This window comes from Rhodopseudomonas sp. WA056 (assembly GCF_010906995.1).
Classification (GTDB): domain Bacteria; phylum Pseudomonadota; class Alphaproteobacteria; order Rhizobiales; family Xanthobacteraceae; genus Rhodopseudomonas; species Rhodopseudomonas palustris_G.
Map to the genome: position 1 here is coordinate 1 of NZ_QPFS01000093.1, position 20,293 is coordinate 20,293.

Sequence of the window (20,293 nt, forward strand, 5' to 3'; positions counted from 1 at the left end):
CCCCAGAGCCCCCCATTCCGTCCCCCGCATGTGCTCGTGGCACAATAAATTCGTCAAGCCAGCCGCGATCGGCGTCCGCGAATGGCGAACGACGTCGGTTCGAAGATCAATGGCAGTTTGAAAGAGTCCGATGGTGCAGGCGTTTCCTGCATCGCGAAAATTGCCGGACGTTGCCGGAGACGATTAGTTATCGTTGAACTAAGCGTCACACGCAGCTTGGAACTTCGTATTTGATCGAAATCAAATGTGACAGGTAGTTAGCATATGCAGCAAGACGGCGTACTCGGGTGCCTTAGAGTCGCGTTCGATTCGAGCGCTAACTCTTCATTAGAACTAATCAATTTTACGGTGACGCGGTGCCGCAACAAGGTAATTCAGGGTTCCTGATCGAGGGTTGTTGCGTCGTTCTGTCGCATGGATTGTACGAGGTCCTACGTCCGGTGAGATCCCGAGATCGGACATCTCCGGTGCATCATGACGCTACGAGGTCATTAGTTGCGTGCCCGCTCCGCCGGGGGCGGGCGTCATCTGCAAATCGTTGCTAATTGCGTCGATTGAAGGCGTCAGCGGTCGGCGAAGATCCGGTAGCGCTGCGGCTGCAGTCCGACGCGATCGCCTGCCTTCAGCGAGTGGTCGCGCGGCGCGTCGATCTCGATCAGCGTGTCGCCCGCGACGCCGCTCAGCACGATATCGGCGCGCTGCATCGGGCCGAACGCGCGCACTGCTTTCACGGCGCCTTCGAACACGCCGCTACCGCTCGGGCCAACCGCGATGTCGTGGCGTCGCACGAACAATTTCGACGGACCGGCAGCGGCGTCCTCCGCTGCGAGCTCCAGCTCGCGGCCGCCGAGCCGGACGCGACCGTTCTGGACCTCGACCGGCAGCACGATCGACTCTCCGATGAAGCCGTGCACGAAGGCCGACGCCGGCCGCTCGTAGACGTCGCCGGGCGATCCGATCTGTTCGATGTGGCCTTTGTCCATTACCACCACGCGGTTGGCGACCTCGAGCGCCTCCTCCTGGTCGTGGGTGACGAAGATCGAAGTGACGTGAATTTCCTCATGCAGATTGCGCAGCCAGGCGCGCAGCTCTTTGCGGACCTTGGCGTCGAGCGCGCCGAACGGCTCGTCGAGCAACAGGATCCGCGGCTCGATGGCCAGCGCGCGGGCGAGCGCGATGCGCTGGCGCTGTCCGCCGGAGAGCTGGTTCGGGTAGCGGTCGGCGAGCCAGCCGAGCTGCACCAGATCGAGCAGATCGCCGACCCGTTTCTTGATTTCGGCCTCCCGCTTGCGGATTTTGCGCGGCTGCACCCGCAGCCCGAACGCAACGTTCTCGAACACGTTCATGTGCCGGAACAGCGCATAGTGCTGGAATACGAATCCGACATGGCGCTCCGCTGCGCCGCGCGCCAACGCGTCTTCGCCGTCGATCGTGACCGCGCCGGAATCCGGCCATTCCAGCCCGGCGATGATCCGCAGCAGCGTGGTCTTGCCGGAGCCGGACGGGCCGAGCAGCGCCATCAGCTCGCCGGACTCGACCCGCAGATCGACATCGTCGAGCGCACGGAAACTGCCGAAATTCTTGACGATGTTGCGAACTTCAATGGTCATCGGGATGTAGCCCTTGTTCGATCCGGCCTTCCAGGACGGTCTTGACGATCAACGTCACCAGCGCCAGCAGCGCCAGCAGCGAGGCGATCGAGAACGCAGCGACCATCTGGTATTCGTTGTAGAGAATTTCCACCAGGAGCGGCATGGTGTTGGTCTCGCCGCGGATGTGGCCGGAGACGACCGACACCGCGCCGAATTCGCCCATCGCTCGGGCATTGCACAGCAGCACGCCGTACAGCAGTCCCCATTTGACGTTCGGCAGCGTGACGCGCCAGAACGTGGTCCAGCCACTGGCGCCGAGCGAGATCGCGGCCTCTTCCTCCAGCGGTCCCTGTTCCTGCATCAGCGGAATCAGTTCGCGCGCTACGAACGGGAAGGTGACGAAAGTGGTTGCCAGCACGATCGCGGGCACAGCGAACAGAATCTGGATGCCGTGGGCTTGCAGCCAGGGGCCCAGGAACCCTTGCGCGCCGAACAGCAGCACGAAGACGAGGCCGGAGATCACCGGGGAGACCGAGAACGGCAGGTCGATCAGCGTGATCAGCAGCGTCTTGCCGGGGAACTCGAACTTCGCGATCGACCAGGCGGCGATCACGCCGAACACCAGATTGAGACCGACCGAAATCGCCGCCGCGATCAGCGTCAGCTTGATCGCCGCCAGGGCCTCGTCGTCCGCCAGCGACGAGAGGTAGAAGCCGACGCCCTTCGAGAGGGCCTCGGAGAACACCAGAACCAGCGGCAGCACGACGAAGACGGTGAGGAACGCGACCGCAAAGCCGATGATCAGCAGCCGGACCCACGCCGGCTCGGTGTGCGCGGCGCGCCGTGTTGCAGCCGCGGGGGCCGCGGCCGTGTCGGCCGATCTGCGCACGGGGCGCCTCACTTGACTGGTTGCGACCATCGTCATGATATCACGCCGTGGCCAGCGACCGGGACTGCGCCCAATGCTGGATCCGGTTGAGAACGAAGATGATCAGGAACGAAAACACCAGCATCACGACCGCAATCGCGGTCGCGTCGGAATAGCGGAACTCCGACAGTCGGATCACGATCAGCAAGGGCGCGATCTCCGAAACATTGGGCAGATTGCCGGCGATGAAGATCACCGAGCCGTATTCGCCGACGGCTCGAGCGAAGGCGAGGGCAAATCCGGTCAGCGCCGCCGGCACCAGGCTCGGCAGGATGACGCGGCGGATCGTCTGCCAGCGCGAGGCGCCGAGCGACTCGGCGGCTTCCTCGATCTCGACGTCGAGATCGATCAGCACAGGCTGTACAGTGCGAACCACGAACGGAATGCCGATGAAAATCATCGCCAGGAAGATGCCGAGCGGCGTGAACGCCACCTTGATGCCCAGTTCGGCGAGCGGTGCGCCGAGCCAGCCCTTTTGCGCGAACAGCGTCGTCAGCGCGATGCCCGCGACCGCGGTCGGCAGCGCGAACGGAATATCGACGATCGCGTCGAAGATCCGGCGACCGGGGAAACGGTAGCGCACCAGCGCCCACACGATCACCAGGCCGGCGACCAGATTGACGCAGGCCGCCGCAAAGGCGAGCCCGAACGAGATCTTCAGCGCATGCAGGGTCCGCGGTGCGGTAACGATCGCCCAGAATTCCGCAGGACTGAGTTCGGCAGTCTTCACGAACAGGCCGGCGAGCGGGATCAGGATCAGCAGCGACAGCCAGGTGATCGTCAGCCCCATGGTCAGTCCGAAGCCGGGCAAGGAGCGGCGACGCCCAGCGCTGGTCATGGCGACACCTGTGGATGCGTCTGAGCTGACGCGCGGAAGCCATCAGCGAGTGGTGCCTCGGTTGTCCGCGGGTCGTCCCCGCGCAGGCGGGGACCCATACTCCGCAGCGTTTCGGTTGAAGCCCAACGGCAGACGCCTTCCTTCACTGGCGAAGCCAGGGGATAGGGGGCCCCGCCTGCGCGGGGACGACTCGTTGTCGATGCAGCGGCTAAACATGCGATCCACATGCGATGAATCTGCGCGCAGAAGGGGAGCGCGTTGCTGTCGGTGCTAAGCATACTGCCCCCAATCTTGCGAATCGCGGCCGCATGGCACGGATCGCGATGACGCCGCTCAGTTCTTGTAGATCTTATCGAACACGCCGCCCTCGGCGAAGTGTTCGGACTGTGCCTTGGTCCAGCCGCCGAACACGTCGTCGATCGTGAACAATTCGACCTTGGCGAACGCGCCTTCGTGCGCCTTGGCGACGTCAGGATCGCGCGGACGGTAGAAATGCCTCGCGGCGATTTCCTGGCCCTGTTTCGAGTAGAGGTGCTTCAGATAGGATTCCGCTGCGGCGCGGGTGCCCTTCTTGTCGACGACGCTGTCGACGACGGTGACCGGAGGCTCGGCGAGGATCGAGAGCGAGGGGGCGACGATCTCGAACTTGTCGGCGCCGAATTCTTTGACGGCGAGATACGCCTCGTTCTCCCACGCCAGCAGCACGTCGCCGACGCCGCGTTCGACGAAGGTGACGGTGGAGCCGCGCGCGCCGGTATCGAGGACCGGAACCTGCTTGTACAGCTTGGCGACGAAATCCCGCGCCGCCTCGGGCGAACCGGACTTCTTCAAGGCATAGCCCCAGGCCGCGAGGTAGTTCCAGCGCGCGCCGCCCGAGGTCTTCGGGTTCGGCGTGATCACGCTGACGCCGGGCTTGAGCAGATCGTCCCAATCCCTGATGCCCTTCGGGTTGCCCTTGCGCACCAGGAACACGATGGTCGAGGTGTAGGGCGACGAATTCTGCGGCAATCGCTTCTGCCAGTCCTTGGCGAGCAGCCCTCTGCTGGCGATGGCGTCGATGTCGTAGGCGAGCGCCAGTGTGACGACATCGGCCTGCAGACCGTCGATCACCGAACGCGCCTGCGCACCGGAGCCGCCGTGCGACTGCTTGATGGTGGCGGTGTTGCCGGATTCTTTCCGATAGTCCGCGGCGAACGACTTGTTGAAATCGGCGTACAGCTCGCGGGTCGGATCATACGAGACGTTCAGCAGCGATATGTCGGCGGCATTCGCGGCGGTCGCCGCCAACAAGCCGGCGAGGATGGGGAATAAGCGGCGGATCATCGATTGTCTCCATTGTGCCTGACGACGTCGTTGTCGTCTGCGCGGAGCGCCGAAGGTCACGAACAAAGCACGCCAAGTCAACGAAACGGCATTTCATTGTTCGCTTAGTTGCGACCGCAGTGTTCTATGAAGTCTTCGTCGTGTGAATGCCGCATTCTGTCTTGCCGCGCCCGCGCCAGCGGCCGGCGCGCGCATCCTCGCCGACTTCGGCGCGGCTGGTACACGGCATGCAACCGACCGACAGGAATCCAGCAGCCAGCAGCGGATGCTGCGGCAGCCTGGCGGTCGCGTAGATCGCCGAGATGTCGGCAGGCGTGACGTTGGCGAACGGATTGAACTTCAGCCGCGCGCCATCGGCCTCGACCACCGGAATGTCGGCGCGCGCACCGCCCTGAAAGCGCTTGCGGCCATTGATCCAGCCGTCGAACGGCGCGAGAGCGCGGCGCAGCGGCTCGACCTTGCGGATCAGACAGCATTTGTCCGGATCGGAGAACCACAATTCGCGCGACACATCATCGCGGTCGAGATCGGTGTCGAGCGGCCGGATCGAACGCACGTCGCGCAGGCCGAGCGTTGCGGTGAGTGTATCGCGATACGCCAGCGTCTCTTCGAACAGCCAGCCGGTGTCGAGAAATACCACCGGGATCGCTGAATCGACATCGGCCATCACTTTGAGCAGCGCGGCCGACTCGGTGCCGAACGACGACACCAGCGCCAGCTTGTCGCGGCCGATCTCGCGCAGCGCTGCTGCGATCACTTCGGCCGGCGAGGCGGCGCGCAACGCGGCGTCGAGCGCCTGCGCGCGCAACTCCAGGCCGGCAGGGCCGGTAGTGGGGGAGGAAAGAGGCTGCGCCAGTTCGGTCATCGATCACCGCGTCCAGATCGTCACTATCGATCACGTTGCTTGCGCGGCTCAGCGACGCGCTGATCCACGAAGAAGGATTGACTAGAAATATTTTCTATCTAAGTATCGCGCAAGCGCCAAAATAGAAAATTATTCTTTCTAAATGCGGCGTTCGAAATAGAAATTTCATCTCCGTTCTGCGCGTTCCAGAGATGCCCGTTCTCCTCCCCCGTCGGGCGGCATTGCGAACCCGCAGTCACGACTGGCCCGATGCTGATCGGGACCGCTAATTCTGGAGCTTGTCATGACGCTCGCTGCGCGAGAAACCGCCGCACTGGCCCTGGTCCCGGACCGGGGCTTGGTCCCTGCGCGGGGCTTGGTCCCTGAGCCGCCTTTGGAGGATCAGCTCCGCGCGATGGATCACCTCGACGCCTTGGAGGCGCAGAGCATTTACATTTTGCGCGAGGCGTTCGCCCGACTGAAGAAGCTGGCGCTGCTGTGGTCGCTCGGCAAAGACTCCAACGTGATGATCTGGCTGGCACGGAAAGCGTTTTTCGGCCGCGTCCCGTTCCCGGCGCTCCACGTCGATACCGGCAAGAAATTTCCCGAGATGTACGCCTTCCGCGATACCTACGCGAAGGAATGGGATCTCGATCTGCGCGTCGATCCATGCCCGCCGATCGACAGCGTCGATCCGACACTGCCGCCGGCTGCGCGCTCCGCTGCCCGCAAGACCGAAGGCCTCAAGCTTGCGCTGGCCAAATACGGCTTCGACGGACTGATCGCCGGCATCCGTCGCGACGAAGAAGCCACTCGCGCCAAGGAGCGGGTGTTCTCGCCGCGCGGCACCGAGGGCGGATGGGACGTCCGTGATCAGCCGCCGGAATTCTGGGATCAGTTCAACGCCTCGCCGCCGCCCGGCGCGCATCTGCGCATCCACCCGATCCTGCATTGGACCGAGGCCGACATCTGGGCCTACACCAAGCGCGAAGGCATCCCGATCATCCCGCTGTATCTGTCGCAAAACGGCAAGCGTTACCGCTCGCTCGGCGACCAGGACATCACCTTCCCGGTGGAGTCGAACGCCGCCTCGATCGACGAGATTCTGCTCGAACTCGAGACCACCAAGGTGCCGGAGCGCGCCGGCCGTGCGCTCGACCACGAAACCGAGGACGCGTTCGAGCGGCTTCGTGTCGCCGGCTATCTGTGATCCGCACCCGTGAGTGACGCCATGACCATCGCCGTTCCGCCCGCCTCGCTCGCCGCAGACGCCGTCCGTCCGCTGGTGCGCATCGTCATCGTCGGCCATGTCGACCACGGCAAGTCGACGCTGGTCGGCCGCCTGCTGCACGAAACCGGTTCGCTGCCCGAAGGCAAGCTCGAGATGCTGAAGGCGGTCAGTGCCCGCCGCGGCATGCCGTTCGAGTGGTCGTTCCTGCTCGATGCGCTGCAGACCGAGCGCGACCAGGGCATCACCATCGACACCACCCAGATCCGCTTCCGCACGCCGTCGCGCGACGTGGTGCTGATCGACGCGCCCGGCCACGCCGAATTCCTGCGCAACATGATCACCGGCGCCTCGCAGGCCGACGGCGCGGTGCTGATCATCGACGCGCTCGAAGGCGTGCGCGATCAGACCCGGCGTCACGGCTATCTGCTGCAACTGCTCGGCATCAAGCAGGTCGCCGTGGTGGTCAACAAGATGGACCGCGTCGAGTTTTCGGCGGCGCGGTTCGGTGACATCAGCAACGAGATCACCGCACATCTGACCTCGCTCGGCGTGACGCCGACCGCCGTGATTCCGATCTCGGCCCGTGAGGGCGACGGCGTGGCGGCGCGCACCGACAATATCGCCTGGTACGACGGCCCGACCGTGGTCGAGGCGATCGACAAGCTGACGCCGGCGCAGCCGCTCGACGCGTTGCCGCTGCGCCTCGCCGTGCAGGCGATCTACAAATTCGACGATCGCCGCATCGTCGCCGGCCGTATCGAATCCGGGCATCTGCGGGCGGGCGACGACATCGTCATCATGCCGGCCGGCAAGATCGCCAAGATCAAGACCGTCGAAGGTTGGCCGGTGACGCCGCTTGCAGGTTCGTTCGGCGCCGGCCGTTCGGTCGGCATCACGCTCGACCGCGAACTATTCGTCGAACGCGGCGACGTGATCGGCCATGCCGGCACCGCGCCGCGCGACACCCGCCGGCTGCGCGCGCGGATTTTCTGGCTGCACGATCAGCCGCTCACCGCCGGCGCCTCGGTGCTGGTGCGGCTCGGCACCCGCGAGACCCGCGCGAACGTCGTGGCGATCGAGAAGGCGGTCGATCCCGGCGATCTCGCCAGCGAGGCCGCATCCGAGATCAAACGCAACCATGTCGGCGAAATCGATCTGTCGTTGTCTCAGCCGGTCGCGGCCGATCCGGCCGATAGCAATCCGCGCACCGGGCGACTGGTGATCGAAATCAACGGCCGGATTGCGGGCGGCGGTCTGGTGCTCAGCGTCGATAGCGGCCAGCGCGCCGCGACCGCCGATATCGTCCCGGTGGAGTCCGCGCTGCTGCCGGGCGAACGCGCCGCGCGCTATCGCCACAACGGCGCGGTGTTGTGGTTCACCGGGCTGCCGGGCTCCGGCAAGACCACGATCGCGCGGGCACTCGAGCGTCGGCTGTTCGATCGCGGCGGCTCGCCGATCCTGCTCGACGGCGACACGCTACGCGCCGGACTGAACAATGACCTCGGCTTCTCGCCGGCGGATCGGGCGGAGAACATCCGCCGCCTCGCCGAGCTCGCCGCGCATCTGGCCGCCAATGGCCATGTTGCGATCGTTGCGGCAGTATCGCCGGCGCTCGCCGACCGCGCCGCGGCACGGCGCATCGCCGGTGATCGCTTCCGCGAGATCTATGTCGCGACCTCGGCTGACGTCTGCGAGCAGCGCGACCCGAAGGGGCACTACGCCAAGGCGCGTGCCGGCGGGTTGCCGAACTTCACCGGCATCGGCAACGACTATCAGCCGCCGACGACCAGCGAACTGGTGCTCGACACCGCGGGCCTGTCGGTCAGCGAAGCCGTGGGGCAGGTCGAGACCATGCTGGCGCAGACCGACGTGTTGATCGAAGACCTGGCCGACCTCGCGGCGCACATCTGAAGCACAAGCCGGCGGCCGGCTGCGCGCTCAGCCGACCATCGCGGCCGGCTCGGCCAGGACGCAGCGCGCCATCCGGCCCGGGCCGAGTGCCACCTCAGGCGGTAGCCCAGCCGAACAGCGCGGCTGGGCATGGGCGCAGCGCGGCGCGAACGAGCAGGCGACCGGCTTGGCGTCGAGCGAGGGCGGCGCGCCAGGAATCGTCTCCAGCCGCGCGCCGCGCTTGGCGCCATGCACCGTCGAGGCGAGCAGACCCTGCGCGTAAGGATGCTGCGGCTCGCGGACGATGTCGCGCAGCGAGCCCTGCTCGATGGTCTGTCCCGCATACATCACGGCGACGCGGTCGCAGATCTCGATCGCCACGCCGATGTCGTGGGTGACGAAGATCACCGACATGCCGAACTCGCGCTGCAACTCGCGTAGCAGCAGCAGGATCTGGATCTGCACCGTGGCGTCGAGCGCGGTGGTCGGCTCGTCGGCAAGCAGGATCTTCGGCTTGCAGGCCAGCGCCAGCGCGATCATCGCGCGCTGCCGCATGCCGCCGCTCATCTCGTGCGGATAGGCCTCTAACCGCCGCTTCGCCGACGGGATGCGCACCACTTCCAGCATCTCCAGCGCGCGGGCCATCGCCTCGCGCTTGCTCTTGCCTTCGTGCCGCATCACCGACTCGGCGATCTGTTGGCCGACGGTGTAGACCGGATCGAGCGCCAGCGCCGGCTCCTGGAAGATCATCGACACGGTCTGGCCGCGGAACGTCGACAGCGCCTCGTCGTCGAGCGCCAGCACGTCCTGTCCGGCGACGTGAATGCTGCCGGTGATCGCGGTGCGTTTCTTCGGCAGCAGCCGCATCAGGGCGCGCAGCGTCACGCTCTTGCCCGAGCCGGATTCGCCGAGCAGGCCGAGGACCTCGCCCTGGCCGAGCGACAGGTTGAGATCATTGATGGCGTAGACCGTCCGCTCGCCGGTGAAGCGGACGTTGAGATCGCGGATGTCGACCAGATTGCTCATCTACAGCTCCGGACATTGTCGATGGAAATCGGTGGCACGCTGCCAGCCTGCGCCGATCCGCAGCAGCACCGCCTCGTCGAACGGGCGGCCGATCAGTTGCAGCCCGATCGGCAGGCCGGCTTTCGAGAAGCCGCAGGGCAGCGCCAGCGACGGCAGGCCGAGATAGTTGATCGGCCGGGTGAAGCGGGTCAGCCGCTGGATCACGGCCTCGGCGTTCAGGCTGTTGCCGACGTCGCTCTCGGCGATCGTCGGCGCAGGCACCGGCGACACCGGCGCCAGCACCGCATCGACGCCGGCCACCGCCGCGACGAACTCCGCGAGAGCGACGCCGCGCCAGCGCATCGCTTCCAGATAAGTGACGGCCGGGATCGCCAGCGCGTTCTGCAGCCGCATCAGCACCTGCGGGCCGTAGTCCTGCGGCCGCTCGCGCATCCATTGGCCATGGAAGCCGGCGGCTTCGACCGCGAGCACGAGCTGTGCGGCGGCGCTGAGCTGGCGCTGATCCGGCAGTTCGACTTCGATGACACGCACGCCTTCGCGCACCAGTGCGGCCTTGGTGTCGTCGAGCACGCGAGCGACCTCGGCATCGAGATCGTCGACATAGAACGATTTCGGAATGCCGATGCTGATGCCCTGCAGCGGTTGTTTGGTGGCGGCCAGATAGTCCGGCACCGGGCGGTGCGAGGCGGTCGGGTCGGCGGGATCGGCGCCGGCCATCAGCCCGGTGAGCAGGGCGCAATCCTGGGCAGTCCGAGCGAGCGGCCCGACGGTGTCGAGCGAATGCGATAGCGGCATCGCGCCGGCGCGGCTGACCAGCCCTACGGTCGTCTTCAGCCCGGTGACGCCGCAGAAATGCGCCGGCATCCGGATCGATCCGCCGGTGTCGGAGCCGAGCGCCGCAAACGTCAGCCGCGCGGCGACTGCCGAACCGGAGCCCGACGACGAGCCGCCGGTGATGTGGTCGAGCCCCCACGGATTACGCACCGCGCCGTAATGCGCGTTGTGGCCGGTCGGGCCGTAGGCAAACTCCGACATCTGCAGGCTGCCGAGCCGCACCTGGCCGGCGTCCTTCAGCCGCTGCAGCGCGGTCGAGGTCGTGGTGGCGACGAAATCGCGGCGGACCTTGGAGCCGCAGGTCACGACGAAGCCGGTCTCGTAGTACATGTCCTTGTGCGCCAGCGGCACGCCGTGCAGCGGGCCTTTGCGCTCGCCCTTGGCCAGCGCGGCGTCCGCCGCATCCGCTGCGGCGAGCGCGTTCTCAGGCTCGATCGCCATGAAGGCGTTGAGCTTCGGCTGCGCCCGCGCGATGCGGTCGAGACAGGCCTGTGTGACGTCACGCGACGACAGTTTCTTCGCGGCGATCGCCTCAGCGACTTCGGTCAGCGTCAGCAGCGCCGGATCGCTCAGCCTCATCGCGCGCCCTCGTTTTGCGCCACGACGTAGGTGGACGGTTCGAGATCGAACGGCAGCGTACCGGCGACCGGGGTGAAGCCGTCGAATGCCGGGCCGATCGAATTGGCGATCCGCGCCGCCACCTCGTCGTCGACCGGAAGTCCTGCGATCGCCGCCATCGTCTTGATCGTGACGGGGTCGGGTTTGATCATTGCTGATTTCTCCTTATGGGGCGCGGCTGTGGCCCGAGCCGGGGATCGACATGAAGCACGCGGCCTGATGGCCGCTGTCGCCGATCGACGACAGCTTCGGCTTGGCCTGCGAGCATAGCGCCTCGGCGAACGGACAGCGCGGATGAAAACGACAGCCGGCCGGCGGATCAATCGGGTTCGGCGGATCGCCGGTGATCGGCGGAACCTCGGTGCGGCGATCTGGATCGGACGACGGCATCGCCGCGAGCAGCGCCCGCGTGTAGGGATGCGCCGGCTGATCCCACACTTCGTCGACCGGGCCGAGTTCGACGACTTCGCCGAGATACATCACCAGCACGCGGTCGGAGATGTAGCGCACCACGTTGAGATCGTGGCTGATGAACAGATAGGTCAGGCCGAACTCGCGCTTCAGGTCGGCGAGCAGGTTCAGCACCTGCGCCTCGACCGATTTGTCGAGTGCGGAGACCGACTCGTCGAGGATCACCAGCCGCGGCGACAGCGCCAGCGCGCGTGCGATGTTGACGCGCTGACGCTGGCCGCCGGAGACTTCGTGCGGATAGCGATGCGCGAAGTTTTCGGGCCGCAGGCCGACCTTGCCGAGCAGTTCGCGCGCCAGCGCACGGGCGCCGGCGTCGCTCATGCCGTGGACCTTGGGCCCGAACGCGATCGAGTCCTCGATCGTCAGCCGCGGATTGAGCGAGGCATAGCTGTCCTGAAACACCATCTGCATGCCGCGCCGCAGCTCGCGCAAGCTCAGCTCGCGCCCGACCTGCCGGGCGTCGAAGATGATCTCGCCGGCCGTCACCGGCATCAGGTGCATCAACAGCCGCGCGGTGGTCGACTTGCCGCAGCCGGATTCGCCGACGATGCCGAGCGTCTCGCCCTTGGCGATCGAGAAGGTGACGTCATCGACCGCCCGCACCGTCTTGGCGCCGCCTAACAGTCCGGTGCCGCGCACCGGGAAATGCTTGGTGAGACCGTTGACCTGCAGCAGCGGCTGGGCGGCGCCGCCGATGTCTTCGATCGGCTCGAACTTTTCGACTTCTGCGATTGCGGAGACAGCTTTGCTCATCGCGTCAGTTCCTGATGTCCATGGCGCTGCGCATCGAGTCGCTCAGCAGGTTGAAGCAGATTGAGACTGCGAAGATCATCACGCCGGGCAGCGCCGCCACCCAGGGATTGACGTAGATCGCGGTGCGCAGCGTGTTCAGCATCAGGCCCCATTCCGGCTCCGGCGGCTTGGTGCCGAGACCGAGGAACGACAGGCCGGCGGCGAGGATCATCGACACCGAGATCAGGCCGGTGGCGTAGACGAAGATCGGCCCGAGCACGTTGCCGAGCATGTGCACCCGCATGATGGTGAAGGCGCCGGCGCCGGAGGCGCGTGCGGCTTCGACGAAGTCCATGTTGCGGACGCTGGTGGTGACGCTCTCGGCGACGCGGGTGATCTGCGGCACGAACACCACGGTGAGCGACACGATCGAGTTGGTGATGCCGGCGCCGAGCGCGCCGGAGATCGCGATCGCCAGCAGCACCGAGGGGAAGGCGTAGAACACGTCGATCGTCCGCATGATCGCGGTGTTGACCTTGCCGCCGACATAGCCGGCGATCAGCCCGAGCGAGGTGCCGATCATGAACGCGAAGATCACCGGCAGCACGCCGATGAACAGCGACAGCCGGCCGCCATAGACCAGCCGGGCCAGCATGTCGCGGCCGAGCTCGTCGGTGCCGAGCGGATAGTTGGCGGTGCCGATCGGCTTCAGCCTTCGGATCATCGAGCCCTGATACGGGTCGGCGAGGTGCAGCCAAGGTGCGAACACGGCCGCCAGCACGATCAGCAGCAGGATGACGCCGCAAGTCATCGCGATCTTGTCGCGGATCAGGCGCCGGCCGACATTGGCCCAATAGCCGCGCGCTTTGCCGGCGGGGGCGGTCTGCGGTGCGGCGTCGGCAGCGGTCAAACTCATCGTCGGTGCTCCCATGACGTCAGGCCCGCTTGATCCGCGGATCGATCAGCGCCTGGGCGATGTCGACCGAGAGATTGAGCAGCACGAAGAACAGCGCCAACACCAGGATGGTGCCCTGCAGCAGCGGCAGGTCGCGCTGGAAGATCGCCGAGTTGAGCAGCAGCCCGGAGCCCGGCCAGGAGAAAACCGTCTCGACCAGGATCGAGCCGCCGAGCATGTAGCCGAGCTGAAGGCCCATCACCGCGAGCGCGGTCGGCGCCGCGTTCTTGATGACGTGACCGAACACGCCGGTTTCGCGCAGCCCCTTGGCGCGCAGCGCCTCGACGAAATCCTGCGACAGGATATCGCCGGTCAGCGCCCGCACCGTGCGGGTGACGATGCCCATTGGAATCACCGAGGTGGTGATCGCCGGCAGGATCAGGAAGCGGATATGGGCCCAGTCCCAGGCCCATTGCCCGGAGCCGCCGGGGCCGGCGCCGACCGCGGGCAGCCAGTTGAGCTGCACCGAGAACACGATCACCAGCACCATGCCGAGCCAATAGTGCGGCACCGAGACGCCGGCGATGGCGATGCCGGTGGCCATCTTGTCGATCCAGGTGTCGCGGAAGTAACCGGCGATCAGGCCGAACAGCAGCCCGAACGAGAATCCGATGATCGCCGCGGCGATTGCCAGCATCACGGTGTTGGAGACCGCACGCATCACCTCGGCCAGCACCGGGCGCCCGGTGGCGATCGAGGTGCCGAGATCGCCGTGCGCCGCCTTCCACAGCCATAGCCCGAATTGCACCGGCAGCGGACGGTCGAAGCCGTAGGCAGTGCGCAGCTGCGCCGCGAGCTCCTGCGACGCGTCCGCCGGCAGCACGGCGACCAGCGGGTCGCCGGGCGTGATGTGCACCAGCATGAAGCACACCAGCGCGACGCTGAGGACGATCGGAACGACATAGACGATGCGGCGGGCGATATAGGCGAGCACGGGACTCTCACTCGAACGAGGATGCGGTCAGTCGGATCGAGACGTCTCCCCCGTCATTGCGAGCGCAGCGAAGCAATCCAGTGATCAGTGCACCGGGCTGGATTGCTTCGTCGCTTCGCTCCTCGCAATGACGGGTGGGGTTTCAGCAGCGCCTCTTACGGCGCGATCGACACCGGAGAGAAGTCGACGAACCAGCTCTTGGGCTGGACGAAGCCCTTGATCTTCGGGCTGAGCGCACGCGGGCCGACGTCGTGGGCGACGTAGAGGAACGCGGCGTCGTCGATCGAGGCGGCGTTGAGCTCGGCGAGGACTTCGTCACGCTCCTTGTCGTCGAAGGTGGTGCGCGCCTTCTTCACCAGCTCGTCGAACTTCGGGTTGTTGATGTAACCCCAATTGTTCGACACCGGCGGCGCCATCGACGACTGCAGGAAGCGCACCAGCGCGAAGAACGGATCCATCGCCGCGTAGGTGACGTTGATCGCATCCGAGCCGTTCGCCGACGGATCCTTGACGCCGCGGCGCCAATTGGTGAACAGCGTGTTCCATTCGATCACGTCGAGCTTGACGTCGAAGTAACACTCCGCCAGCGCCTGCTGCAGATACTCGTTCATCGGCAGCGGCAGCATCTGGCCGGAGCCCGACGCCGAGGTCTGCACCTTGACGGTGAGCTTCTTGTTCGGGCCGTAGCCCGCTTCTTTCATCAGCTTCTGCGCCGCGGGCAGATCGTACTTGATCTGGAACTGCGGCTTGCCGCGCCAGGGATGGCCGGGCTCGAATGTGCCGGTCGCCGGCACCATCAGGCCAGCGAGCAGACCGTCGCGCATCCCCTCACGATCGATACACAGATTGGCGGCGCGGCGAACACGAATGTCGTTCCAGGGCGAGCCTTCGATCCGCGAAAACTGCCACGGCCAAACGTGCGGCTGTTCGTTCTTCTCGATCTTGAAGCCGCGGGATTCGATTTCCTTCACGGCGTCGGGGGCCGGGGCTTCGATCCAGTCGACCTGGCCGGACAGCAGCGCCGCGGTGCGGGCGTTGGCTTCCGGCATCGGCAGCAGCACCATGCGGTCGACATGCGGGATGCGGTTCTTGTCCCAGTAGCCGTCGTTCTTGACCAGCTCGAGCCGCTCGCGCGGCGTGAACTTCGCCATCTTCCACGGGCCGGTGCCCGACGCGTCCTTGGCGAAGGCTGCCCAGGCAGCGGTCGACTTCGCCTTGGCGTCGGCGCCCTCGGCCTTGTCGTACAGCGCCTGCCACTTGGTCGGGCTCGCCATGAACAGGTTGGTGAGGTTGATCGGCAGGAAGCTGTCGGGCTCCTTGGTGGTCAGCTCGACCGTCATGTCGTCGATCTTCTTCGCCGACACCAGGGTCGGCATCCGCGACGCGGTCACGCCGATCTGGCTCGGGTCGTACTGAGGTGCATCTTTGTTGAGCACCTTGTCGACGTTCCACACCACGGCGTCGGCGTTGAAGTCACTGCCGTCGTGAAACTTCACGCCCGGACGCAGTTTGAAAATCCACTTTGTGTGATCATCGTCCTTCACCTTCCACTCGGTGGCGAGGCCGGGGATGACCACACTCGCTTTGGTTGCCGACGACAGGTCCCACATCGTCAGGCCGTCATACATCGTCAGTCCGGTGAAGCGATTGCCTTCGAAGCCCTGATCGGGTTGGCCCAGCGTGCGCGGAATATCCGCGGCGGTCATGCCGATGCGCAGCACGGATTCGGCGGACGCCAGCGACGGCATCATGAAGACGCTTGCCATCGACAGAGCGAGCAGTACAGCGCGGCGGTTGTTGAGACGAGAATTACGCATTCGACGAGAGTCCCTTCGCAGTGACTAATTGGCAGGCTGGTCAATGCAATGCATGTGCCAGCCAAAGCGGCAGGCTGCCGTCGCGTGCATCCGTCATCCGAGTCAGCGACTGTGAAAACTCGCGCAGAGCCGCAATGCAAAACTGCGGGGCGGGCGTGGCGCGCCCATTGCAAGCGGTTCGCCCATCGTCATGAGGAGATCAGTTGATGGTGCGGCTTAAGAGTTCATGGGTGCTGGGCGCGTTGTTTGCCGCAGCGAGTGCGATCGGCGCGGCGCGTGCGGAAACAGTGGTGCGTTACGGGATCTCGATGGCCGACATTCCGCTGACCACCGGGCAGCCCGATCGCGGCGCCGGCGCGTATCAGTTCACCGGCTACACGATCTACGATCCGCTGGTGGCGTGGGAGATGAACGTCGGCGATCGGCCCGGCAAACTCGTGCCGGGGCTCGCGACCGAGTGGAAAGTCGACGATGCCGACAAGACCAAGTGGCGGTTCACGCTGCGCAAGGGTGTCAAGTTTCACGACGGCAGCGACTTCAACGCCGATGCGGTGATCTGGAATCTCGACAAGGTTCTCAACGACAAGGCGCCGCAATTCGACAAGCGGCAGAGCGCGCAGGTGAAGACCCGGCTGCCGTCGGTGAAGAGCTGGGCCAAGATCGACGACTACACGGTCGAGATCACCACCAAGACGGTCGACTCGTTCTTTCCGTATCAGATGCTGTGGTTCCTGGTGTCGAGCCCGGCGCAATATGAAAAGGTCGGCAAGGATTGGGACAAGTTCGCCGCCAATCCGTCCGGCACCGGTCCGTTCCGGCTCACCAAGCTGGTGCCGCGCGAACTCGCCGAGCTGACGAAGAACAACGACTACTGGGACAAGTCGCGGCTGCCGAAGACCGACAAGCTGGTGCTGATCCCGATGCCGGAAGCATTGACCCGCACCAACGCACTGCTGGCCGGCCAGGTCGACCTGATTGAAACGCCCGCGCCCGACGCCGTGCCGCAGCTCAAGGCCGCCGGCATGCGAATCGTCGACAACGTCACGCCGCACGTCTGGAACTATCACCTCAGCGTGCTGCCCGGCTCACCCTGGACCGATGTCCGCCTGCGCAAGGCGCTCAATCTTGCGATCGACCGCGACGCGGTGGTCGGCCTGATGAACGGCCTCGCCAAGCCCGCGGTCGGCCAGGTCGATCCGTCGAGCCCGTGGTTCGGTCATCCGTCGTTCAAGATCAAATACGATCTGGCCGAAGCCAAGAAGCTGGTGAAGGAAGCCGGCTACTCGCCGGAGAAGCCGCTGAAGACCACCTTCATCATCGCCAACGGCGGCACCGGCCAGATGCTGTCGCTGCCGATGAACGAGTTCCTGCAGCAGAGCTTCAAGGAGATCGGCATCGACGTCGAGTTCAAGGTGGTCGAACTCGAAGTGCTGTACACCGCTTGGCGCAAGGGCGCGGCCGACGAATCCAATGCCGGCATCACCGCCAACAACGTCGCCTACGTCACCTCCGATCCGCTGTACGCGATCGTGCGGTTCTTCCACTCCGGGCAGGTGGCGCCGGTCGGCGTCAACTGGGGCGGCTACAAGAACCCGAAGGTCGATGCGTTGATCGACGAGGCCAAGCAGACCTTCGACGACAAGAAGCAGGACGAGCTGCTGGCTCAAGCGCATGCCCAGATCGTCGACGATGCCACGCTGGTGTGGGTGGTGCACGACACCAATCCGCACGCGCTGTCGCCGAAGGTGAAGAGCTTCGTCCAGGCGCAGCACTGGTTCCAGGATCTGACCACGATCGGACTGCAGTAGTCGGGCGTCCGTAAATTTTCGACGACGATAAGGGCTGCGCATGATGGTGCGCAGCCCTTTTCTTATCGCTGAAGATTGCTGCTTATCGCTTGTGCAAAGCTGGTCTTATCGCTTCCGGATGCCCGCCCAACATTGCGGCAGCATCTGCCTAATGTTGGCGCGGCCCGATTCCGAATCCGGTCGAGCGCATCCGGTGAAGTGTCACTCCGGGAAGTCGCGGGCCGTCAGCCGACCGTCGCCGTCCTTGTCGATCTCCTTCATCCAGCCGACGCTGCCGTCGATGAATTCGGCGCGCGACACCCGGCCGTCGCCGTCGGCGTCGTTACGCGGCAGAGTCAGGCCGTCGGCGATCTGCCGGATTTTGGTCTGCTCCTCAGGCGAGAACCGCGCGATCCCGGCGTCGCGCACCTTGTCGAAGCGGGCGTATTCGTCGCGGTCGAGATAACCGTCCGCATTGGCGTCGAAGGCGTAGAATCGCTGTGCGCGTCCCTCCCGGATCTCGTCCAGCGTCACGACGCCGTCATTGTTGATGTCCCATTGCTCCAGGAAGTGGGACAGGCTGACCGAGTCCGCGGCGATCGCCGGCGTGAGAAACGTGGCGGCCGCAGCGGCCGCCACGAGAAGGCGTTTGGTCATATCGTATCCTTGCTGGTTGATCAGAACGACGCCTTGATGCCGGCGTAGAAGCCGCGGCCGTCGCCGGGCAGGAAGGCGGCCTGATCGGGGCGCGCCTGATCCACCACCAGCGTGGTCGCCGCATAGGTCTTGTCGAACAGGTTGGTGATCTCGCCGAACACCCGGAAGGTCTTGTTGATCCGGTACTCGCTGCGCAGGTCGACCACGGCGTAAGGGTCGGCATACAGCGTGTTCATGTTGTCGACCGCGACCTTGGCCGGGCTCCAGCGCACCGCGCCCTGCATCATCCAGGCGTCGGTCGCCTGCAATTGCAACTGCGCGTAGATCAGATGCGGCACGGCGCCGCCGAGCCTGTTGTTGCCGCGCAGCGGATCGTCGACGAAACGGAAGTCCTGATAGGTGTAGGCGAGTCGGCCCGACAGCCGATCGGTGAACTTCATGCCGGCGCCGAGCTCGATGCCGAAATGCGTGGTGCGGTCGGCGTTGATCGCACCGAGCGAGGCGCCGGTGACGTCGCGCAGGTTGAGCAGTTCGTTGTCGATCCAGGAGTAGTAGGTGACGACGTCCCACGAGAACCGGTCGGCGCGGCCGCGCCAGCCGCCCTCCACCGTGACCGCGGTCTGTGCCGACAGGTTCGGTGTCGCGAACGCCGCGGCCGCCAGAGCGGGGCTTGGTGGCGTCGGGCGGCCGGGGCTCGAATTCGGCGTGCCGTTGATAGTGGCGATCAGGTCGTCGTGGGTCGGCGGCTCGAAGCTGTGGCTGCCGGCAATGAAGAAGGTCTGGGTCGCGTCCGGCCGGTACGACAGCGCCAGACTTGGATTCCAGCCCGAGTACGATCGCGCATAGCTGTTGTTCTGAGTCGGCACCGCTCCGTTCGGCAGCAGCACGTTCGGCCTGGACGGATTGTACGCGATGGTCGGCCGCGTCGCGGCGGTGTAGAGATCGTCGTTGTCGCGCGTCGCATAGGCGTAGGAGATCGCCGGCGACACCGTCCATTGCTGCCACACCGGCACATTGGCGCCGGCGAACAATGACAGCGTCTGTGCGTCGAGCCGGTTGCTGCCGAACTGCGCGCCGGTCATGCCGCTCTGGTTGAGATAGTAGTCGCGATCCGCCGAGCCGACGCTGTACTGCGCGGTGGTTTCGAACAACGGCAGCAGCGCGTCCGCCGGGTTGTAGGCGTAGCGCACCAGGCCGGTGAAGTCGCCGCCCTTGGTGGCGCGCACCCCCGAAGAGATCGGAAACCGGAAGGTGTCGTCGGTGTAAGTGTAGCCGAGCGCGATGTCGATCAGATGGGCGTCGAACGTCGCGGTGGTGCGGTTGCCGATCATGAACTGGCTGGCGTCGCGCCGCGGCTTGTCGCGCACCGCGTTCGGCCCCGGATTGATCGCGACGCCGTTGACCACGGTCGGGCCGGTCGCGGTCTGCCGCGGATTGGCGAACAGCGCATCCTTGTTGATCGGGCCTGCGACGTCGAATCCGAGATCGGTGTAGCCCAGGAAGAACCGGGTCTTGACGTTCTCCGACAGCGCGATGCCGACATTGGCGTTGAGGCTGGTGCGGTCCGACGCATTGTAGTCGCGGAAGCCGTCGCGGCGGGTGGTGTCGAACTGCAGGAACGCGTCGACATTGTCCTTCTTGGTGCCGATCTGGGCGCTGCTGTTGATCTGGCCGAAGCTGCCGCCGCTCACCGACATCTGCACGCCGGGCTGGCTCGATCCGGTCGGCGATACGAAATTGATCGCGCCGCTCAGCACGGTGGCGCCGAGCCGGTTGGCCATGTAGCCGCGATACACTTCGATCGCCTCGGCTTGCC

At 65.5% G+C, this 20,293-nt stretch carries 17 protein-coding genes; 3 read left to right on the top strand and 14 right to left on the bottom strand.

Annotated features, from left to right (window positions below):
- Window positions 1-563 precede the first annotated feature (563 nt).
- From DU475_RS17080 to DU475_RS17100, 5 genes are all read right to left on the bottom strand, one after another.
- Window positions 564-1,610: a sulfate/molybdate ABC transporter ATP-binding protein gene (locus DU475_RS17080; protein ID WP_164632804.1), complete on the bottom strand. Its 1,047-nt coding sequence runs from the start codon at window positions 1,608-1,610 to the stop codon at window positions 564-566.
- On the bottom strand, window positions 1,600-2,517 hold the full coding sequence (cysW, locus tag DU475_RS17085; protein ID WP_041807021.1) for a sulfate ABC transporter permease subunit CysW: 918 nt from the start codon (window positions 2,515-2,517) through the stop codon (window positions 1,600-1,602). Before cysW ends, DU475_RS17080 begins: the two co-directional genes overlap by 11 nt.
- Window positions 2,518-2,521: 4 nt before the next feature.
- Entirely contained in the window at window positions 2,522-3,358 is an 837-nt protein-coding gene (cysT, locus tag DU475_RS17090) for a sulfate ABC transporter permease subunit CysT (protein ID WP_164632805.1), read from the bottom strand.
- A gap of 333 nt (window positions 3,359-3,691) precedes the next feature.
- On the bottom strand, window positions 3,692-4,681 hold the full coding sequence (locus DU475_RS17095; RefSeq protein WP_013500594.1) for a sulfate ABC transporter substrate-binding protein: 990 nt from the start codon (window positions 4,679-4,681) through the stop codon (window positions 3,692-3,694).
- 124 nt (window positions 4,682-4,805) lie between these two features.
- Window positions 4,806-5,546 carry a phosphoadenylyl-sulfate reductase gene (locus DU475_RS17100; RefSeq protein ID WP_142884119.1) on the bottom strand — a complete coding sequence of 247 codons (741 nt, stop codon included), beginning with the start codon at window positions 5,544-5,546 and terminating at the stop codon, window positions 4,806-4,808.
- Window positions 5,547-5,940: 394 nt separating this feature from the next.
- Between DU475_RS17100 and cysD the strand changes: the two genes are divergently transcribed.
- Both cysD and cysC read left to right on the top strand, forming a co-directional pair.
- Window positions 5,941-6,735 (top strand): sulfate adenylyltransferase subunit CysD, encoded by a 795-nt coding sequence (gene cysD, locus DU475_RS17105; RefSeq protein ID WP_164632806.1) that lies wholly within the window; start codon window positions 5,941-5,943, stop codon window positions 6,733-6,735.
- A gap of 21 nt (window positions 6,736-6,756) precedes the next feature.
- The gene (gene cysC / locus DU475_RS17110; protein WP_164632807.1) at window positions 6,757-8,667 is read left to right on the top strand and encodes an adenylyl-sulfate kinase; all 1,911 of its coding nucleotides are present in this window, start codon (window positions 6,757-6,759) and stop codon (window positions 8,665-8,667) included.
- Window positions 8,668-8,694: 27 nt separating this feature from the next.
- On the opposite strand, the gene DU475_RS17115 is transcribed toward cysC, so the two are convergent.
- The 7 genes from DU475_RS17115 to DU475_RS17145 all read right to left on the bottom strand — a co-directional run bounded on the left by DU475_RS17115 (window position 8,695) and on the right by DU475_RS17145 (window position 16,033).
- A complete protein-coding gene (locus tag DU475_RS17115) occupies window positions 8,695-9,672 on the bottom strand; it encodes an ABC transporter ATP-binding protein (RefSeq protein WP_164632808.1) in 978 nt (325 codons plus the stop codon).
- Complete coding sequence (locus tag DU475_RS17120; protein WP_164632809.1) at window positions 9,673-11,085, bottom strand: amidase; 1,413 nt, start codon at window positions 11,083-11,085, stop codon at window positions 9,673-9,675.
- Window positions 11,082-11,276, bottom strand: a complete 195-nt coding sequence (locus tag DU475_RS17125; protein WP_047309290.1) for a hypothetical protein — start codon at window positions 11,274-11,276, stop codon at window positions 11,082-11,084. The genes DU475_RS17120 and DU475_RS17125 overlap by 4 nt, the downstream gene beginning before the upstream one ends.
- Window positions 11,277-11,289: 13 nt before the next feature.
- Entirely contained in the window at window positions 11,290-12,348 is a 1,059-nt protein-coding gene (locus DU475_RS17130) for an ABC transporter ATP-binding protein (protein ID WP_164632810.1), read from the bottom strand.
- A gap of 4 nt (window positions 12,349-12,352) precedes the next feature.
- Entirely contained in the window at window positions 12,353-13,243 is an 891-nt protein-coding gene (locus tag DU475_RS17135) for an ABC transporter permease (RefSeq protein ID WP_013500602.1), read from the bottom strand.
- 19 nt (window positions 13,244-13,262) lie between these two features.
- The gene (locus DU475_RS17140; RefSeq protein WP_164632811.1) at window positions 13,263-14,216 is read right to left on the bottom strand and encodes an ABC transporter permease; all 954 of its coding nucleotides are present in this window, start codon (window positions 14,214-14,216) and stop codon (window positions 13,263-13,265) included.
- Window positions 14,217-14,371: 155 nt separating this feature from the next.
- On the bottom strand, window positions 14,372-16,033 hold the full coding sequence (locus DU475_RS17145) for an ABC transporter substrate-binding protein (protein ID WP_164632812.1): 1,662 nt from the start codon (window positions 16,031-16,033) through the stop codon (window positions 14,372-14,374).
- Between the two features lie 206 nt (window positions 16,034-16,239).
- Here DU475_RS17145 and DU475_RS17150 point away from each other — a divergent pair, with 206 nt between their 5' ends.
- Window positions 16,240-17,841 (top strand): ABC transporter substrate-binding protein, encoded by a 1,602-nt coding sequence (locus DU475_RS17150; RefSeq protein WP_164632813.1) that lies wholly within the window; start codon window positions 16,240-16,242, stop codon window positions 17,839-17,841.
- A gap of 201 nt (window positions 17,842-18,042) precedes the next feature.
- Here DU475_RS17150 and DU475_RS17155 read toward each other — a convergent pair whose 3' ends face one another.
- Window positions 18,043-18,477: an EF-hand domain-containing protein gene (locus DU475_RS17155; protein ID WP_164632814.1), complete on the bottom strand. Its 435-nt coding sequence runs from the start codon at window positions 18,475-18,477 to the stop codon at window positions 18,043-18,045.
- A gap of 20 nt (window positions 18,478-18,497) precedes the next feature.
- The coding region (locus DU475_RS17160; protein ID WP_164632815.1) for a TonB-dependent receptor family protein at window positions 18,498-20,293 on the bottom strand (1,796 nt) is incomplete at its 5' end.